Annotated in this window: 17 protein-coding genes; 9 read left to right on the top strand and 8 right to left on the bottom strand. The window is 27.2% G+C overall.

Features of this window, described 5'->3' with window-relative positions; translation table 11 throughout:
• Positions 1-215: 215 nt before the first annotated feature.
• The 3 genes from HBE96_RS15370 to HBE96_RS15360 form a co-directional block, all read right to left on the bottom strand.
• Complete coding sequence (locus HBE96_RS15370; RefSeq protein ID WP_169298625.1) at positions 216-890, bottom strand: hypothetical protein; 675 nt, start codon at positions 888-890, stop codon at positions 216-218.
• A 236-nt stretch (positions 891-1,126) separates the two neighbouring features.
• Positions 1,127-2,842, bottom strand: coding sequence for a DUF2207 domain-containing protein (locus tag HBE96_RS15365; protein WP_169298624.1), 1,716 nt, complete (start codon positions 2,840-2,842; stop codon positions 1,127-1,129).
• Between the two features lie 13 nt (positions 2,843-2,855).
• Positions 2,856-3,332, bottom strand: coding sequence for a hypothetical protein (locus tag HBE96_RS15360; protein ID WP_169298623.1), 477 nt, complete (start codon positions 3,330-3,332; stop codon positions 2,856-2,858).
• 60 nt (positions 3,333-3,392) lie between these two features.
• On the opposite strand from HBE96_RS15360, the gene HBE96_RS15355 reads away from it, so the two are divergent.
• The 3 genes from HBE96_RS15355 to HBE96_RS15345 all read left to right on the top strand — a co-directional run bounded on the left by HBE96_RS15355 (position 3,393) and on the right by HBE96_RS15345 (position 4,877).
• On the top strand, positions 3,393-3,692 hold the full coding sequence (locus HBE96_RS15355; protein WP_169298622.1) for a hypothetical protein: 300 nt from the start codon (positions 3,393-3,395) through the stop codon (positions 3,690-3,692).
• Positions 3,693-3,959: 267 nt separating this feature from the next.
• Complete coding sequence (locus HBE96_RS15350) at positions 3,960-4,235, top strand: late competence development ComFB family protein (protein WP_169298621.1); 276 nt, start codon at positions 3,960-3,962, stop codon at positions 4,233-4,235.
• 258 nt (positions 4,236-4,493) lie between these two features.
• Positions 4,494-4,877: a L,D-transpeptidase gene (locus HBE96_RS15345; protein ID WP_169298620.1), complete on the top strand. Its 384-nt coding sequence runs from the start codon at positions 4,494-4,496 to the stop codon at positions 4,875-4,877.
• 85 nt (positions 4,878-4,962) lie between these two features.
• Here the strand turns inward: HBE96_RS15345 and HBE96_RS15340 are convergent, their stop codons facing one another.
• Together HBE96_RS15340 and HBE96_RS15335 are read right to left on the bottom strand one after the other, a co-directional pair.
• Positions 4,963-7,350, bottom strand: a complete 2,388-nt coding sequence (locus HBE96_RS15340) for an ATP-binding protein (protein ID WP_243186961.1) — start codon at positions 7,348-7,350, stop codon at positions 4,963-4,965.
• Positions 7,351-7,539: 189 nt separating this feature from the next.
• Positions 7,540-10,785, bottom strand: coding sequence for a DEAD/DEAH box helicase (locus HBE96_RS15335; RefSeq protein ID WP_169298619.1), 3,246 nt, complete (start codon positions 10,783-10,785; stop codon positions 7,540-7,542).
• 194 nt (positions 10,786-10,979) lie between these two features.
• Here HBE96_RS15335 and HBE96_RS15330 point away from each other — a divergent pair, with 194 nt between their 5' ends.
• Positions 10,980-11,936 carry a tyrosine-type recombinase/integrase gene (locus HBE96_RS15330; protein ID WP_169298618.1) on the top strand — a complete coding sequence of 319 codons (957 nt, stop codon included), beginning with the start codon at positions 10,980-10,982 and terminating at the stop codon, positions 11,934-11,936.
• Positions 11,937-12,017: 81 nt separating this feature from the next.
• On the opposite strand, the gene HBE96_RS15325 is transcribed toward HBE96_RS15330, so the two are convergent.
• On the bottom strand, positions 12,018-12,245 hold the full coding sequence (locus HBE96_RS15325; RefSeq protein WP_169298617.1) for a hypothetical protein: 228 nt from the start codon (positions 12,243-12,245) through the stop codon (positions 12,018-12,020).
• A 296-nt stretch (positions 12,246-12,541) separates the two neighbouring features.
• On the opposite strand from HBE96_RS15325, the gene HBE96_RS15320 reads away from it, so the two are divergent.
• Both HBE96_RS15320 and HBE96_RS15315 read left to right on the top strand, forming a co-directional pair.
• Complete coding sequence (locus HBE96_RS15320) at positions 12,542-12,739, top strand: hypothetical protein (RefSeq protein ID WP_243186960.1); 198 nt, start codon at positions 12,542-12,544, stop codon at positions 12,737-12,739.
• A gap of 94 nt (positions 12,740-12,833) precedes the next feature.
• Positions 12,834-14,405 carry a P-loop NTPase family protein gene (locus HBE96_RS15315; protein ID WP_169298616.1) on the top strand — a complete coding sequence of 524 codons (1,572 nt, stop codon included), beginning with the start codon at positions 12,834-12,836 and terminating at the stop codon, positions 14,403-14,405.
• Between the two features lie 884 nt (positions 14,406-15,289).
• Here the strand turns inward: HBE96_RS15315 and HBE96_RS15310 are convergent.
• Together HBE96_RS15310 and HBE96_RS15305 are read right to left on the bottom strand one after the other, a co-directional pair.
• The gene (locus HBE96_RS15310) at positions 15,290-16,654 is read right to left on the bottom strand and encodes a sensor histidine kinase (RefSeq protein WP_169298615.1); all 1,365 of its coding nucleotides are present in this window, start codon (positions 16,652-16,654) and stop codon (positions 15,290-15,292) included.
• A gap of 5 nt (positions 16,655-16,659) precedes the next feature.
• Positions 16,660-17,370, bottom strand: coding sequence for a response regulator transcription factor (locus tag HBE96_RS15305; RefSeq protein ID WP_169298614.1), 711 nt, complete (start codon positions 17,368-17,370; stop codon positions 16,660-16,662).
• 158 nt (positions 17,371-17,528) lie between these two features.
• Here HBE96_RS15305 and HBE96_RS15300 point away from each other — a divergent pair, with 158 nt between their 5' ends.
• From HBE96_RS15300 to HBE96_RS15290, 3 genes are read left to right on the top strand one after another with little or no spacing between them, the layout of a single operon-like run.
• Entirely contained in the window at positions 17,529-18,281 is a 753-nt protein-coding gene (locus tag HBE96_RS15300; RefSeq protein ID WP_169298613.1) for an ABC transporter ATP-binding protein, read from the top strand.
• A gap of 1 nt (position 18,282) precedes the next feature.
• A complete protein-coding gene (locus HBE96_RS15295) occupies positions 18,283-19,017 on the top strand; it encodes an ABC transporter permease (RefSeq protein WP_169298612.1) in 735 nt (244 codons plus the stop codon).
• Positions 19,014-19,775: an ABC transporter permease gene (locus tag HBE96_RS15290; RefSeq protein WP_169298611.1), complete on the top strand. Its 762-nt coding sequence runs from the start codon at positions 19,014-19,016 to the stop codon at positions 19,773-19,775. The genes HBE96_RS15295 and HBE96_RS15290 overlap by 4 nt, the downstream gene beginning before the upstream one ends.
• Positions 19,776-20,126 lie beyond the last annotated feature (351 nt).

Genomic DNA, 20,126 nt, shown 5'->3' with positions numbered 1-20,126 from the left:
TCCAATTATGTAAAACTTTTATTATCTTTTTATGATATTTTTCTTCTATCACATATTTAGTTTTTTTTAGACAGGAAAATACTCCCCTTTATAGGTACAGATTTATTTTTTTATCTATTTACCTTAAGTGGAGCATATCATTCATAAATAATTAGGTATTTGAGCAAATTGTTTATTTTTTCAGTTATGATGTTAAATATTAAAATTTATCATTCTTAATACAACTTAGGCAAATACCCCATTTGAACCATTGCATTGAAGTATGTTAGAAAACGTTGATTACGTTTTTTAATATCCTCCTCATTTATACCAATAAAAATTATTACTTTATACATGAGACTACATCCAGGGCATGTAAAATAATAATCTCCAGTAGTTTCTTCAAAGAAGAAACAAATATCATCCATCTCTGCTCTGTTAGCAATTCCATATGTACAGTTCTTAAATTTTGAATACACTTCATTATAGAAAACTTCATTACGTTTTGTATATGGTAAATAGTATCCATGAAGATTAAGTCCATATTGTTGAGAAGACTCAAAATGAGCATCATGAAACATATCACTTTTTTCTTTATGCCATCTGGCTATTTCTTCATTTGTCATATCAGAAAATCTTGGTGCTTTATGCTCTTTATCTTTAAAATATTTCATAATCACAACTGATTTAAAAAGGTCCATACGGTCATCATTTAATGCTATAGGCATAGCATCACATTGTTCTAAAAAATACTTTTTTATTTCTTTAAATGTATGGGGACATGCAGTTACTAATTTAGCATACACTTCCATAACTTGGTGGATTTCTTTATCTAATTTATCATCCGATATTTTTACTACTTTGCTAACAATACCAGTTATATCGCCATATTTGTTTTCTTCAACAAACATTAATATTCCTCCAATCTCGTAAAATCAATAAACTTTATTATATTATATTTTAGTATTTCGTTTAAACTCTATGAATATTATATCATGTTTCCAAAATGCACTCTATTATTGTAAATTTTGGCAATATACCTGTAATAAAAAGACAGGAAATTTTTAACCTACCTTTTTATTTGAATACTATTATAATGTATTTGTCCTACTTTTTTATTTTTTTAAGAATTTAGCACAAACATAATTTAAAATGCTCCTGAGTCTCCACCGCCTCCGCCGGAAAAATCTCCGCCTCCTGAAAAGCCTCCAAAGCCACTGTCATTGTTATTATCATTGTTACCAATATTTTTAGTGTTATCATATACATTGTTATCAATACTATCCCAAAGATATAAATTCATGAGATAATATGAATAATCATCATACATATTATAGTAATTATTATCTCCTGAACTGCAATAAAGATTATTTAGCTTTTCATGAAAATTCTCTAAATAAATATCCTCTATTTCTAAAGCTGAAGCATATATTAAAATATCTTCATTATCTACCTTGTCCTTAAGTTCTCCATAAACTGAAAGGTAATCTATAATATATTTTCTATAAGCCTCCCATTTGATTTTCTCATTATAAGCTTCATTACTCAAAACCTTTTTACCTTCTATGGTAGTATAAAAATTCAAAATTTCTGCTTCATCTTTTATTAATTTTTCCCACTTTGAAAAATGCTCTTTAAATTCTAAGGCACCTTCTCTTGAATTTACTTTTTCACAAATGGATTTTAAAGTTAAACAGCCATTAGTTTCATAGTTCTTTAACCACTGTATAAAATATTTTAAATGAGAAAAATTAGAGTACAAAATGTTACTATTCCGTGCAAAACACAAATCTTCTTCTTTGTTTTCCTTTGATGAACTTGATTTTAGGCTTCTAGACTTTTCTAAACTATAGTATCCTTTTTTACATAAATAGAATAATGTAGAAGGTATAATAGAATTAGAAACTTTATTTTCATGATATAATAAATTCACCAATGCTGGAGAAATATCTTCTGGCTTAGCACTTAAAGTTTCTTCATTAAAAAACTTAAATTCCCCTCTATATTTTTCTAATGCTTCTTTGAATCTTTTTTTGCTCCTATTTTTAAAGAATATAATGAAAGAAGCACAGGCTGCAACAACAATACCTAAAGCAACAAATCCCAAATCTCCTTTATTAGATTTATCTTCTTTTGTATTTGTGCCCTCAATATCCTTTTTCATATTTTCATTACTATTTTCTTTATAAGGTTTTTCATCAACTTTTAAAAATTCTGGTTGAAAATGAAGCTTTATTCCTAAAATTGAAGTAAGGTTATTGCCCTTTATGTTAATACTGTTAGTATCATAATTAGTTTTAAATTCCCCTCCATCTGTATAAACCCAATATTTAAATTTGTTTAAATCGAACTTTGAATCCTCTAATGATAACTGAAGATTTACGTCTTTAATTGACATATTATTTTCAACTTTATAGAAACTCCAGTAAAGCTCTCCAAATTCACTATATCTATTTGCTGCTCCTTTAATTGTATAATTAAGTATTAAAGTCTTACTCTCATTAGCACTCTTTGAAAATACTTTTATTTGAACATTATTATTATCATCAGTAATCTTATAAGTGTTATTTTTTGAGTCATTGCTAGATTCAATTGGTATTAAATTATTATCCTTATCCTTTACAGCTACTTTAGATATTATATAATTATTGGTTTTATTTTTATAAAGATTTCTATAAACTCCATTAAAGCTGCCATCAAAAGTATAAGTTATTTCTTCTTGAACTTCTACATCTCCTTTTTCTGTGATTTTTGCAATAGTATTTAACTTGTCTATAGTATAATTTCGCTCTTTTGCATGAACTTCACCAGGAGCAATAAATACTAATAATACAAGTAAAAATATTAGTAATATTTTACGCAAAAAATTCCCCCCTCTACTTTAAATTTGTTTTTTCTAAAATTCTTAATTGAGCTTTTACCAAATTTCCATCTTTTCTTATAACTGTTAAACTATAAGAATAATTGTCAGTTATATATTTTATAGTATTATTATATTTTTTTTCAATATTGTGCACTGGCTGTCCATTTTTATCAGTTAATACATATACTTCATTAACCTTTTTTATGGATAGCTTATCCCATTCTTTCAGCTTAAAATTATCATTATGTATATTAAATAATATTCCTCTAGATTTTAATATTTCCATTAATGAATTATACATTTCATTATACTTTTCATTTTCCTTTTTATACTTCTCCCTTAAATTTGAGAGATTATTAAATTTACTTAACTCTTCTTCAAGTTGAATTTTCATATTTTCCTTTTTATTATCCAATATACTAATTTGTTTTTTCTTAGAATTTCTATAAATCTTTATGAATTTGGATAATAAACCATATTTCTTCTTCATTTTGTCCTCCTTGCATTTGTACTTAAAATTAGTATAGAATAACATTGGGGGGATGTCAAAATGAATAAAAAAGAATCAACAACAACAAAGCTATCAAAATCTCTTAAAAATTTAAAATTATATATTATTAGTTACTACAAAATTTTTATAAAAAATAAAAATGCTGTGGATAATATATATCTTCCAATAATACGAGAAAGAATGAAAGAAAATAAAAGTTTAAATTTAAAATTAAAAAGTATACAATCTAAAAATCTCACCTTAGAAAAAGAAGTTTTAAAGCTGAAATCTTCTGCATCTAAAAAGAAGAATTTAATTGAAGATCTTCAACAATTAACTTTAATAAGATCTGATTACTAACTTATATATAGAACCCTGGTTTAGGGTTCTTTTTTATAACTACATTTTATTTATACTTTTCAATATTTAATGGTTTTTTTAATTAGATATAAATAATATCAAAAATATCACGATATATATTATATTATAATAATTACGACCTTGTGAATTTTTTAAATAGCTATATGACTTTAAAAATTAACAAATCAAATTATTTATAAAATTTCACTTGCAAATATATATATCAACGTTTATTTCGCAAAGTAATAAACTTTATGGAGGGTAAAAATGATCAAAAATTATATGGAAGAAATTATTAATAAAATGCTTCCAAAAGTTTTACGAGAATATCCAAATGTATGCACCTGCGAAGAATGTATAGACGATATAAAAGCTTTGACTTTAAATAAATTTATGCCTTTATATGTTGTTTCTCAAAAGGGAGTTCTTTATTCAAAAATGAATGAACTGGAATATCAATTTAAAGCAGATGTAATAAATCAACTTATTCAATCAATTAATAAAGTTTCAAAAAATCCAAGGCATGATGTAGCTATAAAATAGCTTTTACTACATAAATGCCTCTATTGAATTGAGCCTTTTTCATATATATTGCATATTTTAGTTGATTAAAATTAACATCCTGAATACCAAACATTTTCATAGGTTAAAATAATACTTTTCTTGTATAGCTAAAAGCTACACTTATATAATTAGTGTAGCTTTTAGCTATTAATACAATTTATTCATTAACCTGTTTATATTCACCTAATATTAAAGTATCTAATATTATATAATATATCAATTGTATAGGAGAACTTTATGTTTAGTAATCCACGTTTTTACATCAACAAATGTTATTATAGATCAACTTACTCAATTACTATCAATGTAAAAAATCATCACCTTACTTTATATAGAAATAATAAAATTTATAAAACTTATAAAGTCGCCGTAGGTAAACCATCTACTCCTACGCCTAAAGGTAATTTTAAAGTCATAAACAAAGCTGTAAATCCTGGTGGTCCATTTGGTGCCAGGTGGATAGGCTTAAATGCTCCTAATGGTGATTATGGAATTCATGGAACTAATAATCCCAGTTCTATAGGTAAAAATGTATCTAACGGTTGTGTACGAATGTACAATAAAGATGTAATTGAAGTTTTTAAACTTGTTATCATAGGAACCTTAGTATCTATTGTTTAATTTACCTAAAACTAATTATAAACAAACTAAAAATTAATATATGGAAATAGCCATCAATACTTAAATTTGATGGCTGCTCCATGATTTAATTAACTTTAGATTCCTTTAAAATATTATTATACGCTCTTAAAGTTTTCATCATTTTTTGTTTTACATATTCTAAAGTATCTTCTCTTAATTCCTTGCTTAAAGCATTTACTTCTTTGTCACTAAATAATATTTGAATACAGTCACAAATATTACTTACTGAATATATATGGAATTTCCCCTGCTCTACTGCATTCAATACTGCTTCTTTTAACACAAGATCATCTACATTAGTATTAGGTATTATAACTCCATGGGTTCCATCAAGACCATCTAATGAGCATATATCAAAGAATCCTTCTATTTTGTCATTAACTCCTCCTATAGGCTGTATTTCACCTCTTTGATTAACTGAACCAGTTATTGCTATACTCTGCTTTATTGGAATTTCTGATAAACTTGATAATAATGCTAATAACTCTGCTGCTGAAGCACTATCTCCTTCAATACCTGAATAAAGCTGTTCAAATACAATATTTGCATTAAAGGATATTGGAATATCTCTTCCTACAAGCTGACCTACAAATCCTGCTAAGATCATTACGCCTTTACTATGAATACTTCCACTCATATCCGCTTCTCTTTCAATATTAATTATGCCATTTCTTCCTGCAAAAGTTGAAACAGTTATTCTATGCTGCTGACCAATTACGCAATCTCCATAATCTGAAACTGAAAGTCCATTAATTTGTCCTACTCTTGTTCCTTTTAATTCAGTTATATATTTTTTCTTCTTATACATATCTAGAATTTTCTTTCTAACTAATCCATGCATAGATTCTTGTTCCTTTAACGCTGCTAAAACATGCTTATCTTCAACAATTTCACTATTATCTTTTTTAGCATAATAATTTGCAATGTCTACTATCTTGAAAAGATTGCTCATTGAAGCAGAAAAGTTATTTTTATTTTCTGCAAGTCTAGAAGAAAATTGTAGTAATCTTTTAACTCCATCTCTTCTAATATGCTTAAGATTATTTTCATTTATATAATAGTTCAGCAAACCTATAAGATTAGTTATATTATTTTTATCCTTTTCAATTTCATTATCAAATTCAGCTTTTATTTTAAATATCTTTTCAAATTCTAAATCATTATTTAAAAGTGCTGAATATATATAATTACTTCCAATTAATATTACTTTAATTTTTAAAGGTATCTCTTCTGGACTCAGTGTTGAAATAGGAAGTACATCTATATTATATTTTGAATTATTAATAGATATATTTTCTAAATTTATGCACTTTTTTAACAGTTCCCAGGAAGACTGCTGCGTTAATAATTGCTGCGCTTTTATTATAATGTATCCTCCATTAGCCTTATGCAAATATCCTGGCTTTATTAATGTAAAATCAGTGATGAGGCTTCCCATTTTATTTTCATATTCAATATTACCAAAAACTTTTCCCTGTGCAGCTGAATCAGCAAAAATAACTGGCGCTCCTTCACTTTCACTATTATCAACTAAAACATTTACTTCATATCTTTTTAAAAATGATGTTCTTTGATTTTTAACTTCCTCATTGTTCTCATTTTCTTCAAAGAAATAGGATATATTTTTAATTACATCTTTTTTTACTGCATTTAAATAGCTTGTAACCTTTTCACTACATCCATAATTAGCTATTAATTCTTCTATTTTTTCTGAAATTATATTTTCAGCAATTTTATCATCTAAATGCTTTAATTCACTTTCTAACTTTTTCTGAACCTGATTACTCTGTTTAAACATCTCTGAGGATATATTTCTAAGCTCATTTATTGAGTTTTCCATGGCTTTTCTTTCTTCATCTGTTAAATTGTCATACTCATCATCGGTTAACTCTTTATTATCTTTTAAGGCAATAAAAATAAATTCACCTGTTGATGTTTTCTTTACGCTAAATCCTCTTTTCTTAGATTCTATATTTAACCCTCTAGATAACTCCAGGAGTATTGTCTCATATTTGCCGATTATACTGTTCTTTTCATTTTCATAATTTTCAGAGTCAAAGTAGATAGGCACTTCTTTCATAATATATTTAATAAAGAAAGTCATATCTTCTTTAAATTTCACAGCATTCCCTGTATTAAGGGAAATCGCAATAGGATTATTAGAGTTTTCAAAGTTATAAACGTAACACCAATCCTGTGGTGTAGTCATCTTTTTTGCATATTCTTCTATCTTTCTTATAATATATCCTGTCTTACCTGTACCTGTTTTACCAGATATAAATATATTATACTGTTTACTATCCATATTTAAACCAAGTTCTATAGATTCTACAGCTCTTCTTTGACCTATTACCATATTGTAACTTTCCACATCATGGGTAGTATCAAAATTTGGCATCTCATCAAACTTAAGCTCTAAATCTTTTCTTGCTAATTCTACATATTGTTTCATAACTGTCCACCTCCAGAAATTATCCTTAAGCAATTTATAAATATAAAAAACAAACTCAAAATTTTTGTAAAGGTTTTAATATATACATTTCAATATTTATTGACAAATTCCTGCAAATTTAATTAAAAATATGAAATAATTATTAAGTTTAGGCAAAATTTGAATATACCTCTTTATTAAATTTGTATACTACATTCCAAATAATCCGATTATGTCTTCTTCTGTTAGATTTAAAAATTCTTTTCCACTAAAGGATTCATCTCCTATAAGAGACCCTATAAGTTTTTTCTTTTCCTCTTGTAATAGTATAATTTTTTCTTCTATGGTTCCTTTAGCTACTATTTTAATAACCTCTACTACCTTTTTTTGACCTATTCTGTGAACTCTATCTGTAGCCTGCTCCTCCACTGCTGGATTCCACCAGGGATCAAAATGAATTACTACATCAGCAGAAGTTAAATTTAGTCCCGTTCCTCCTGCTTTTAAGCTTATTAAAAATACTGAATTTTCCCCTTCATTAAAAGCATTTACCAAATTTATTCTCTTTTCTGAGGGTATGGAACCATCTAGATAGCTAAAGCATATATCCTCACTACTAATTCTTTTTCCAATATTCTTAAGAACAGATGTAAATTGAGAAAAAACAAGTATTCTATGCCCTTGATCTATGCTTTTACTTAAAAGTTCCACTAAAGCTTCTATCTTTGCACTTTCACCATTATAATCTTTTATTAAAACATTAGGATCTAAACATAATTGTCTTAATTTTGTTATATAAGCTAATATCTCTATTTTACTATTTTGAAACTCAAAATCCTTTACTTTTTTGCAAATAAGATCCATTGCATAATTTGCATAAGTCTTATAAACCTTTTTCTGCTCATCATTTAGCGTTATAAACAATTTCTTTTCGATTTTATGTGGAAGTTCTTTCATAACTTCACTTTTTCTTCTCCTTAATATAAAAGGCTTTATAAGTTTATTTAGTTCCTCTAAAACTTCTGGAGTTTCCCTGAGCTTTTTATGGTATCTTACACTAAACCTTTTTTCATCATATAAGTATCCTGGCATTATAAAATCAAATATAGACCAAAGCTCCATAAGTGAATTTTCTATTGGAGTACCAGAAAGTGCAAATCTATTATGTGCCTTTATTTTCTTCACAGCTGTTGCATTTTGAGAATTTGAATTTTTTATATATTGTGCTTCATCTAATATGCAATAATCAAATTCTAATTCATCATAACTTTCTAAATCCTTTTTTAATAAGTTATAAGTTGTTATAATCACATCATAGCTTTCTACATCTTTAAGTATTTCTTCTCTTTCTGACTTTATACCATATACAGCACCTACCCTTACAGTAGGTGCAAATTTTTCAAACTCACTTATCCAGTTATATATAAGTGATGTAGGAGCTATAATTAAGGTTTTACTTTTCCTGCTGGATAATATAAAGGTAATGGTTTGAATTGTCTTACCAAGACCCATTTCGTCTCCTAAAATTCCGCCAAATCCCAAATATTCTAGAGTTTTAAACCAATTATAACCTATCTTTTGATATTCTCTTAAATCACCATTTAATTCATCTGGAATTTCAAATTCCATTTTCTTTATATTGTGAATCCTATCCTTTATCTCTTTTAATTCTTTTTTACCCTTTATATATCTTATTTTGTTTTCCTGCATAAAGCTTTCCATGAAAGCTCCCTTATTTTTAGGTATATGTGTACAATTTTCTTCTATATCATTATATGAAACTATATCTAAAAGTTTTAAAAAATTTTTAAGTTCTTGTTCCTGTAAATCAAGATACTCACCATTTTTCAATTTATAATATTTAAGATTATCTCTAAATGCTCTTAAAATTTCATTAGTTTCCTCTGAGCTTATATCTGCTATTTTAAAATCCAATTCAAAATAATCGTATTTTCCAGATTTAATCTGTCCCATTATTCCCTTTGTACCTATATGCTTTATTCCTTTAAAGTTTTCAGAATAATACACATCACCTACTTGCTGAAGCTTTTCTACTTCACTTTTAAAAAATCTAAATATATAATCGTCATCCTTTAAAAAATAAAATTTACCATCTATTTCTTCAAAGCCTAAAGCTCTAATTTTATCTATAACTTCATGTTCCTTTTTAGAATCCCTATATATTATTTTTTCTTTATAATCCTGAAAAATATTAAACTCATATTGTCCATAACTTACTTTCACTACTAAAGTAATTTTTTCCCTTTCCTTATCAAAATAGAAATTAAAACTACACTGATCCATTACTATCTTATCTTTTATATTCTTAGATACAGTTACATTATCCGTTAAAAGCTTAAGACTTGGAATTAATTTTCTTAATATAATTTCCTCATCGCTATTTTCCATAATTATCACTTTGTCTTGATTAAATACCTGAAGATATGAACTTATCTTATAACAAAATTCATAATCTGGAAGATATATAATTGTTCCATATAAAAAAGCCTCATTCTTAGAATCCAAACTTACTGGCATTCCTCCTGAGGATTTTAATACATATTCATCCTTTATCTTCTTTAAATCAAAATCTATAGGTGGAGTATCATGTAAAATTTCTGTTTCCACAGCCCTATAGAAAAAGCCTTCATTTAAATATACTCTATGATTTTTTATAATTTCTAAAAATTCTCTAACTAAATAGTCTGGAATATTTATGTACTTTCCTTCTATAAAGTTTTCTCTATTCTTACTAAAACGATTGTTCTTTTCCTCTATATCTTTTAATGTTTTTATAAAATCTATAAGTCTTCTGTCCTTTGTACTTAACCTTTGATTTTTCATATTAAAAGTGAAATTCTTACTATATTTTATAGGAATATCATTATAAATACATAAAAGCAGCTGATTTATATCCTTTAATACATAAAGATTATTGGATGTCATAAAATTAAGTCCTATTTTAAACTCAACTTTAAGATTATCAGTCCACCCATTTTTATTTATATATACTTCTATTTTTATCTTCTCTTTATCTTCACTGTTATCCAAGAGCATAGATAGTATATTGCTTTTTCTTTTGAATACAATTTCTTTATCAGGTGCATTGTCATTTGAAGGAAAATACTCTGTGAGCTTAGGTAATACTTTATAAAAGGTTGCAACTAAATGTTTACAACAATAATTTGTCTTTTTTAACTCGTTTTTTTCATAATCCAAACAACTACAGTAGGTATCAAAAATGCTTTTCTTTTCTACATCTATTTCAATTTTTGTATTATATTCATTAAAAAGATTTTCTGAGATCACATTACCATCTATACAAATTAGATTATCAGAGTTTGTAATATCTACCGAGGAAACTAAGTCATTATTTAAAACTCTCTGCCCTTTGATGTAATTATTTCCACTAGTCTCCTCATTAAATATTTGTAATAACATATCTTCTCTTAACATATTTTCTCCCTAATAATTTAAATTTTAATCCTTTAATTATACCATATTTCAAGACTGATATTAACACAGTAAAATTGGGAACAATTTCATTGCCTTCATTTGTTTAAAATTTAAACTAATTATAAACTATGTTTTATATACACAATGTTTGTTATAATTTATATTAAAGTATACTTAAATTAGGAGTATAAATAATGAAAGATTTTTATAAATACAATAATTATTTATTAAAACAAAATATGAAAGATAGTTCTATATACTCATATATATATTACTTGAGAAAATTTTTAAAATGGCATGAAGAAGTTATAAAAGATCCATTTAACAAATTAGAAAAAATAATTATTAAAAAGTATTTAAAAAGTATTTCTACAGATGCAAGTAAAAGTTCTATAAACAATTATATTAATTTTTTTAAATCATATAATAATTTTCTAATAAGTGAAGGAATTCAAGAGGACATGGTTGTAGATGGGACCATGAGGCTTAAACAAGCTAAACCAAAAGTTAATAAAGATAATACTGTAAATGAAAAATTCATAGAAAACCTGCTTCAAAAAATTTGCTCTATTGATGGAATAAAAAACTACACTATGCTTAATTTAATTGCGTATTCTGGATTAAGAGCAGCTGAAGTTACTGAACTTACATTAGAAGATTTAGATTTTGATGAAAGAGTTATAAATATAACTGGTTCCTATGAAAAAAAAGTTCCTATGAATTCCCATGTAGAAAGTTGCTTAAAATTATATTTGAAAGAGATATATACCATGGAAGATTATCTTTTTGTAAATGAGAGGGGTACAAAATATACAGATACAGGACTGCGCTGGATACTACGAAAAAATTGTCCTGACAGCAATATTACTATAACTACTTTAAGAGACTTTTATAAACTTAAGTTAAAAGAACAGGGCTATACTACAAAAGAAATAGATAAATTATTAGGTTATACTACAAAACATAAAAGCTACTTGGACAAGTCCTTAAAGGAAATGCTTACCCCTTCAGAATTTGCAAAAATATTTAATGTGGCACCTATTACTGTAATTAAATGGTGCAATAAAGGTTTAGTTAAAGCTTATAGAACAGATAAAGGCTTTAGAAAAATACCTCCTTCTGAGGTAAAAAAATTACAAGCTGTTAGATAAATGTAATCTCCATTATTTATCTAATTCAGCTTTAGCAATTTAAAAAATAACACAAAGCAAAGTGTAGTGAAAGTTTTGATTTTAACTTTTATTACGTGATATAATGCTAAAAACAATTAGTTTATTTGTAAATGTTTCTTTGTAAATAAAGTTAAACGTATAACTACTTTGTATAAAAGGGACTAAAAATACCCATGTTAAGAAGAAAGATAATCCGTAGTGAATTATTCCTATTTTAAGCATATATGACATTAATCCTTTACTTTTTATTTTTTTCCATTTTGCTAAACGCTTTTCTTGTTTGTCCATATTCCTCCACTTCCATTTTTATCTTTTAAGATTATTTTACCATACATTTTGTTTCTATTATGATAAATGGTCGTTTAGAGTTAGAATAGATTATAGTGAATTAGCACATAGAATTAATAAAAGCAAAATCACAAAAGTTCCTATGTGGTTTGATGAAGGAATGGCAATGCAAGTGATTTTAACACAAGGTAACACTGCATTGCTCAATTTGAATAATGAAAAGTTCAATTCAAAGAATATAAATGATGTGATATAATAAGGTAATGATTTTTAAGAAAAAGCTATGAAAGTTATATTTGAATTTAAGGATACAACTGGAAAAAGAATTAACTAATGATGAAATACTTGTAATATTAAATAACAAGGAAGTAGATTATCCAGTTAACAATGGATTTTTATTCACTGTCAAACATTGTATAGTTGAAAATTCTACATATGATATGTTTACAGAGCCATATAAGCTAAAAATAACTCTTGTAGAAAAGTCAGAATAGTTGTATCAAAAAAAAATTCCACCTTGGGTTTTTTAGCGACTGTTTAAATAGAGCTAAATTGTGATAAAATAAAAGCTAGGATGGTGAGAGATGCATGAAGAAGAAGTTTAATATAACAGGTACCTGTATATCTAAAATGCATTACATGGTAGACACATCAAATAAAATAGATAAAATAATAAGCTTAATTGAAAATCAAGAATACTTCATAATAAATAGGCCTAGGCAATATGGGAAAACCACCACTTTGTTTCTGCTGGAAAATAAACTTAAAAAATCAGAAGAGTATCTGCCTATATCCATTAGTTTTGAAGGTATAGGGGACTTAATATTTGAAGAAGAAGAAACTTTTGCAAAAGCTTTCTTAGAAATATTAGGAGATACTTTACTTTTAGAACATGAAAGTTTATCAGTTTTCTTAGAAGAAAGTAAAAAAGATGTGGAAAACTTTAAAGATTTATCTAAAACTATAACTAAGTTTATTTTAAAGTCTCAAAAGAAAGTAGTATTAATGATAGATGAAGTGGACAAAAGTAGCAATAATCAATTGTTTTTAAGCTTTTTAGGCATGCTTAGAAATAAGTATCTACTAAGAAATGTTGGGAAAGATTATACATTCTATAGTGTAATATTAGCAGGTGTACATGATGTAAAGACATTAAAATTAAAAATAAGACCAGATGAAGAAAGAAAATACAACAGCCCTTGGAACATAGCTTCAGATTTTGATGTGGATATGAGCTTTTCAAAAGAAGAAATAAAAACCATGTTAGATGATTATGAAGAAAACAAAACAGCGGAATTAGATAAAGATTATTTTTCAGATAGACTTTATTACTACACTTCAGGCTACCCATTCTTAGTAAGCAAGCTTTGTAAAATTATAGACGAAAAGATAATGCCAGAAGGTGGTTTTACCTGGAACAAAGAATACATGGATTTAGCTGTTAAGGAAATTCTAAAAGATAGCAATACTAATTTTGACAGCTTAATTAAGAATATAGAAAATAATAAAGAACTAAAACAAATGGTTAAAAATATTATTATAGATGGAAATAAGATAACCTATAATAACCTGAATCCAACAATTAATTTAGGAATGATATATGGAATTTTTAAAAATGAAGATATGTATTTAAAAGTCAACAATAGGATATATGAACAATTATTGTACAATTACATGAGTTCAATAATAGAAACTGGAACTAACATAGGTTGGTACAATCAAAGGAGTACTTATATAAAGGAAGATGGAAGCTTAGATATAAGAAAAATACTTGTTAAATTTTCAGAATTTATGAAGCACGAGTACTCAGAAAAGAGAGAAGCTTTTTTAGAGGCAGATGGAAGACTTTTATTTTTAGCTTTTATAAGCCCAATAATAAATGGCACAGGCTTTGCTTTTAAAGAAGTTCAGGGTGGTGAAGAGAAACGCTTTGATATAGTAATTACCTATAATAAAAAAATGTATATATTAGAGCTAAAAAGATGGAATGGGGAAGAATATCATAAAAAAGGTTTAGTACAATTATGTCAATATTTAGAACAATATAATCTAAGTAAAGGCTACTTATTAATATTTGATTTTAGAAAAGAAAATAGAGAAGCAGGCAAAATAAAAGAAAATACTGTAAACAATAAAAGAATAGTAGAAGTTTTCTGTTAAGTATTAACTATTGAAGGAATAAAAGCAGAAAACAAACATTTTTAAAAATATAAATATAGAACATATTATAAAATAGTAATCAATGGAACACATACCGTACAAAAAAACGTGAACATCCTTAGATTTGTGTAAATCAAATCTAAGGATGTTCTTTTTATGTATGTATAGCTGTTACTTATGGAAAGAATAACTACAAACTTTTTAATAAAGAAATTCGATTATTATTATTAAATATTCAGTGGTAAATTATTCATGCGTAATGTAAGTAGTAACTTCAAGTGTACACATATAATTAAATTGTCTTAAGGCATATGAAAGAAAATAGCAAGTCAAAGATGTTGGTATATTTTGCGATCGACAAGGAAACAGGTTCCGCTGATAGTTGTTCTATCAAAGGGTTCTGTTGACGCAGTATGACGCAAAATATACTAACATACTGATTTGTTATTTTCTTTCATATGCCTAAGTTATTTTAGTAATTAAAAATTATATTTATCAATACCTTATAACGCTTAAAAATTATAGGCGGGATTGTCACTTAATAAAACAACATTGTGCAAGAAACTTACTGTAGATTATGCTTATTAGCAGAGGTTAATCCAATATATTTGTTGTTCTTTACCTTCATGGAAATTTTCGTCTGTTAATATACCACCGCAACTCATCGCAGTCTGATAACATTCAAATTAAAAATAATGGGACTGTCGCATTAGCATAAAAAAATAACATAGTGCGACAGCCCCATTATTTTTCACTAAATTTATAAAATATTACATATTCTACGCATACATTGACTCTCTATCTTTCAAATCTTTTATTTTGATATATGAATGGGTTACATTATAAAAAATGACATAGGATTTAGGGCAAAGGATGTAAAATACTTATTTTAATAGTTTTAATAATACAACAGTTCCTTGCTCTTCTTTACTTTCAATAATTACTTTGCCATGATGTGCCTCAATAATATTTTTTACAATTATAAATCCAAGACCATGTGTTTTATTAATAGAAACTTGAAAAGAATTTTTTTCATTCAATTCTTTTATTTTATCCTTTGGAATGCCACAGCCAGTATCTTTTATAATAATAGAAGAATAATCTAAGTCACATGGTAATTGGGGTATTATTATAGTAATATGGCATCCTTTTTTATTATGCTTAGCACTATTTGTTATTAGGTTTGTTACTGCACGTACTAACAAGGTATCATCAATAAGTGCTGTAACATTTTCATCTTCAACAATAATTTCATTAGTACAATTATGTAGAATTCCACCATTAATACAGTTAGCCATTGCTTTACGTGCAATATTTGAAAGTCTCACAGTTCTTAGTGTAAGTGGCTGCATGTTGTACTGTAATGAAGTTGCAAGATTTAAGTCTGAAACAAGTTCTTTCAGACTTAAAGCATTTTCAGTAATAATTTTTGCTTGTAAACGTGTTTCGTCTAATAAGGTCATATCTTCTTCAAGCACACCAGAATAACCTAATATCATGGATAGCGGTGTTCTAATATCATGGGAAATACCAGCAATCCAATTAGCAATTGCATTTTCTCGTTTCTTGATGGCAATATTCTTTTCTACAAGTTTTAAAGAGGTTTCATTTACACTCTGAGATAAATCTTTGTATAATCCTTTTTCTTGTAAATGTATTTCCTTTTCATTCTTTAAAGAAAATACACCATCAATAATATGTTTTAAAGGAATCATTAATCTTCGTCCTAAAACTGTTGCTAATAAAATAGTAGCCACAATATTAAAGAGTAATAGAATCAACAGAAAAAAAGGTATATTGCTAATTGTTTTTATAGAGGTAGACCAATTATATTTAACAATTGAATTCTTTGGATAACCAAGAATAATTATATTTTCATTGTTTTTCCATAGATACACTGGATAATCCTTTAAATAATTTTTTGAAATATTTGCAATATCACCCAAGGAATATTTAATGGGTATTTCGCTTGGCTTGTACATAGAAAAAAACTCATTGCCATCTTTATCAATGGCTTGAACCCATAAGGAATTATTGTGTAAGTAAGATTGATTTTTGTAGGACAGCGTATAATTTTTTTCTTCTAATTCATTAGCAATTCTTTCAACACTTCTCGAAGGATCATCACTACTAAATTGGCTTTGTAAAAAAAATACAATACTAAAATAATTTATAAGCAAAATTATAAAAGAAATAAGAATAATAGTAATAGTAAATCTGACAATTATTTTTGCTGTTTTATTCTGCATAACATTTACCTATCCTTTAAAACTAGTTTATAACCAAGTCCTTTTACTGTCACCAATGAAACAGGCATAGAGGGATTTGTTTCTATTTTTTCACGAATACGGCGTATATGAACCATTAAAGTATTTTCATATCCATAAGAATCATCCCCCCAGGCATATTGGCATAGTGTATCTGCTGTTACAATTTTGCTAGAGTTTTCGTACATTATAGCAAGAATTGCATGTTCTTTAGCTGTAAGTTGTATAGAAGTTCCATCCTTTAGAATTTCAGCTTTTCCTAAATCTACACTGCAAGCAGAAAGCTCAAATTGAGGATAATCCATTTTGAAAGCAGAGGAATAGGTGCGTTTTAAAACTGCATTTATACGTAAGGTTAGTTCTTTGGGCAAGAAGGGCTTTACAATGTAATCATCTGCTCCTAAACCAAGTCCTTGTATTTTATCTTCAGCTTCACCCCTTGCTGTTAAAAAAATCACTGGAATATTATATGATTTTTTTATTTCACTAAGTAAAGTAAATCCATCACCATCAGGCAGCATTACATCAAGAAGTGCAATATCAGGTTTATTATCACTAATGGAAGTTAGGCCTTCCGAGAAGCTTGCAGCAGTTATGATTCTATAAAAACCATCCTTTTTTAACATTGTTTCAACCATTTTTAATATCTGTGGTTCATCATCAACGATTAATATTTTTTTATCTTTTATTAAATTCATATTATTTCACTCACTTTTTATAATTTCTTATTTTTAGTATAGCATAGGAAAATTAATAAAATTTATTTTTTAGAAAAGTTAAGGTTCTTGTAAGGTGAGCTGCAGGTTGATGTAAGATAGAAGCGATAAGCTAATAACAAACAAAGGAGGTAGCAAAAATGAATATAATTGAAACACAAAATTTAACTAAGGCTTATAAAAACTTTACTGCTGTGGAGGACATTAACCTTCATATTAAAAAAAATAGTATTTATGGTTTTTTAGGTCCCAATGGTGCTGGGAAGTCCACTACTATACGTATGTTATTAGGGCTAACTGCTCCAACTAAAGGCAGCTTCACTATTAAAGGAATGAATATTTCTAAAAATAGGGTGAAAATCCTAAGAGAAATTGGTTCCCTTATAGAAGCACCAGCCTTTTATGGCAATTTAACTGGAAAAGAAAATTTAGATATCATAAGACGAATTCTTTCACTACCTAAAAATTCAGTAGATGACGTGTTGGAACTTGTTGGTTTAACAGAGTTTAAAGACCGAATTGCAAAAAAATATTCTCTTGGAATGAAGCAAAGACTAGGATTAGCATCTGCGCTTATAGGTAGACCTAAAATTATTATACTTGATGAGCCAACAAATGGACTTGATCCTGTAGGAATACATGAAATAAGAAAACTTATTCGTTCATTACCAGGAAAATTCAATTGTACTGTTCTAGTTTCTTCACATATGCTTTCAGAAATTGAACTTATTGCTGATGATATTGGAATCTTAAATCATGGACTATTACTTTTTGAAGGCAGCATGAATAATTTAAAGCAAAATGCTATTCAAAAAGGATATAATACAGGTAACTTGGAAGAAATGTTTATTTCTATGATTAATGAAGATAATAAGCGCAGAAAGGAGAAGTAATATGAATACCATTTTATTTAGAACAGAGTGGTCAAAGTTAAAACGGACAGGAATTATTACAACAATGTTTTTAGCAGGCATATTTGCTTCTCTTTTTGCTATTATAAGTTTTAAGTTTAGGCACATCTATTTATTATCTTTACCATTTGCACCAATGGAAATCTTGATAGGTCAAACATATCCTTTATTCTCTTTCTTAAATATACTGGCTATTATAATTGGTGGTTGTATTATCTATAATATTGAGTATCATGATAACGCAATTAAAAGGATTATGGCACTGCCCATAAATGCTTTACAGCTATTTATTGTTAAATTAGGTGTAATGTTAATATTATTTTTATGTATAATTACAATTGAATCATTAGCATTAATTTATACAGGAAATAAGTTTCTTATGTATGGTACTTTTTCAATTAAGACACTCTTAAACTTTTCAGCATATGTTTATTTATTATCTATACCTGTAATTGTAGCCATGACACTTATTTGTGCTTTATGTAAAAATATGTGGCTTTCATTGGGAATGGGAATATTGGGATTAATAAGTGGATTATCTTCTGCTGCTATAACAAATAAAATTAATTTAATAAATCCTTTTGCACTAATTTTTCAGCCTGGAATAATACATACCATTAACCCTAATCTAGCGATAAGTTTACTTGCTGTTATTGAAGTAGTGTCATTAATTTGTATTTCTTCATTTATATTAAAACGAAAGGAGTGTGACCAATGAGTTTTTTGAATATTATAGGAATTGAACTTCAAAAGATTAAACGCTCCAAGATAGTCCTAATTATAAGCTTACCTTCTTTAATTGTAATTATATCCGGGTTGGCAAATATAGGTATGTACATTACAGATAATCCCAGCAATGCTTGGTCAGCTATGTTTGTACAAAGTACTCTGATGTTTGCTTATTATATGATGCCATTTAGCATTATTATTTTGTGCGTTCTGATCTCACAAACAGAGTATCAAAATAAAGGAATAATAAAAATGTTATCGCTTCCTATTGATACAAAAAAACTTTCTTTTGCTAAATATTGCGTAATTGTTATTTTAATTGCAGTTCAAATACTTTTATATTTTGTTTTTTTTACTGTGGGAGGAATAATAACCTCCTCTCTAGTTGGTATTAATATAATTATCCCAATAGGATACTTACTTAGTTGGTGTGTAAAATTATTTTTAGCAGCTTTGCCAATGTCGGCAGTATTATGGGCCACTGCGACTTGCTTTAAAAAAATAATTACATCTCTAAGTATAGGAATGGCTTTAGTGCTACCTTCAATATTTGTATCAAATACCCGGTTTTGGTTTATATATCCGTTTAATTATCCGGGTATTTTGATTAGTGATGAGATGTTTAAGCTCGCAGGTAGTACACGAGCACCGATGCAGCTCATACCTTTTATACCAGTGGCTATCTTTATTTGTATTATAGCGGTAACCATATCTACTATACAATTTGGAAAAATAGAAACTAATTAAAATAGTTTAACATTATTACAAGTTAAATTCATAAAGAACTTATAAAAAGGAGAACTTGACCATGCTAAATAATCAAGAATATATTACAATAGAATTAGAAAAAATACTATATGAAATAATGGTCTTAATCAGTATCATAAAAACAGGGATGGTTCTGCTAAAAATCCTATACTCCGAAACTACTATCTTTTGAAGTGTCAAAGCAATCTATTTTTATATTTCTTACTTTAGTTCTGCAAAATAAAAACCTAAATTGGCAATACTACCAAAAAATAAATATGGCATATTTTTAACCACCGTGTTATATAAAAGTTACCACACAAATACACACACGGGAGGTAATAAATATGC

Source organism: Clostridium muellerianum, from assembly GCF_012926525.1.
Classification (GTDB): Bacteria; Bacillota; Clostridia; order Clostridiales; family Clostridiaceae; genus Clostridium_AM; species Clostridium_AM muellerianum.
This window is presented reverse-complemented; position numbering and strand designations above follow the sequence as displayed.

What these genes read in the sequence shown, in the direction of transcription:
- HBE96_RS15330 (WP_169298618.1), top strand. Translation starts at nt 10,980, where the DNA reads ATGAAAGATTTTTATAAATACAATAATTATTTATTAAAACAAAATATG.
- HBE96_RS15350 (WP_169298621.1), top strand. Translation starts at nt 3,960, where the DNA reads ATGATCAAAAATTATATGGAAGAAATTATTAATAAAATGCTTCCAAAA.
- HBE96_RS15305 (WP_169298614.1), bottom strand. Translation starts at nt 17,370, where the DNA reads ATGAATTTAATAAAAGATAAAAAAATATTAATCGTTGATGATGAACCA.
- HBE96_RS15295 (WP_169298612.1), top strand. Translation starts at nt 18,283, where the DNA reads ATGAATACCATTTTATTTAGAACAGAGTGGTCAAAGTTAAAACGGACA.
- HBE96_RS15340 (WP_243186961.1), bottom strand. Translation starts at nt 7,350, where the DNA reads ATGAAACAATATGTAGAATTAGCAAGAAAAGATTTAGAGCTTAAGTTT.
- HBE96_RS15360 (WP_169298623.1), bottom strand. Translation starts at nt 3,332, where the DNA reads ATGAAGAAGAAATATGGTTTATTATCCAAATTCATAAAGATTTATAGA.
- HBE96_RS15325 (WP_169298617.1), bottom strand. Translation starts at nt 12,245, where the DNA reads ATGGACAAACAAGAAAAGCGTTTAGCAAAATGGAAAAAAATAAAAAGT.
- HBE96_RS15355 (WP_169298622.1), top strand. Translation starts at nt 3,393, where the DNA reads ATGAATAAAAAAGAATCAACAACAACAAAGCTATCAAAATCTCTTAAA.
- HBE96_RS15300 (WP_169298613.1), top strand. Translation starts at nt 17,529, where the DNA reads ATGAATATAATTGAAACACAAAATTTAACTAAGGCTTATAAAAACTTT.
- HBE96_RS15370 (WP_169298625.1), bottom strand. Translation starts at nt 890, where the DNA reads ATGTTTGTTGAAGAAAACAAATATGGCGATATAACTGGTATTGTTAGC.
- HBE96_RS15310 (WP_169298615.1), bottom strand. Translation starts at nt 16,654, where the DNA reads ATGCAGAATAAAACAGCAAAAATAATTGTCAGATTTACTATTACTATT.
- HBE96_RS15315 (WP_169298616.1), top strand. Translation starts at nt 12,834, where the DNA reads ATGAAGAAGAAGTTTAATATAACAGGTACCTGTATATCTAAAATGCAT.
- HBE96_RS15335 (WP_169298619.1), bottom strand. Translation starts at nt 10,785, where the DNA reads ATGTTAAGAGAAGATATGTTATTACAAATATTTAATGAGGAGACTAGT.
- HBE96_RS15290 (WP_169298611.1), top strand. Translation starts at nt 19,014, where the DNA reads ATGAGTTTTTTGAATATTATAGGAATTGAACTTCAAAAGATTAAACGC.
- HBE96_RS15345 (WP_169298620.1), top strand. Translation starts at nt 4,494, where the DNA reads ATGTTTAGTAATCCACGTTTTTACATCAACAAATGTTATTATAGATCA.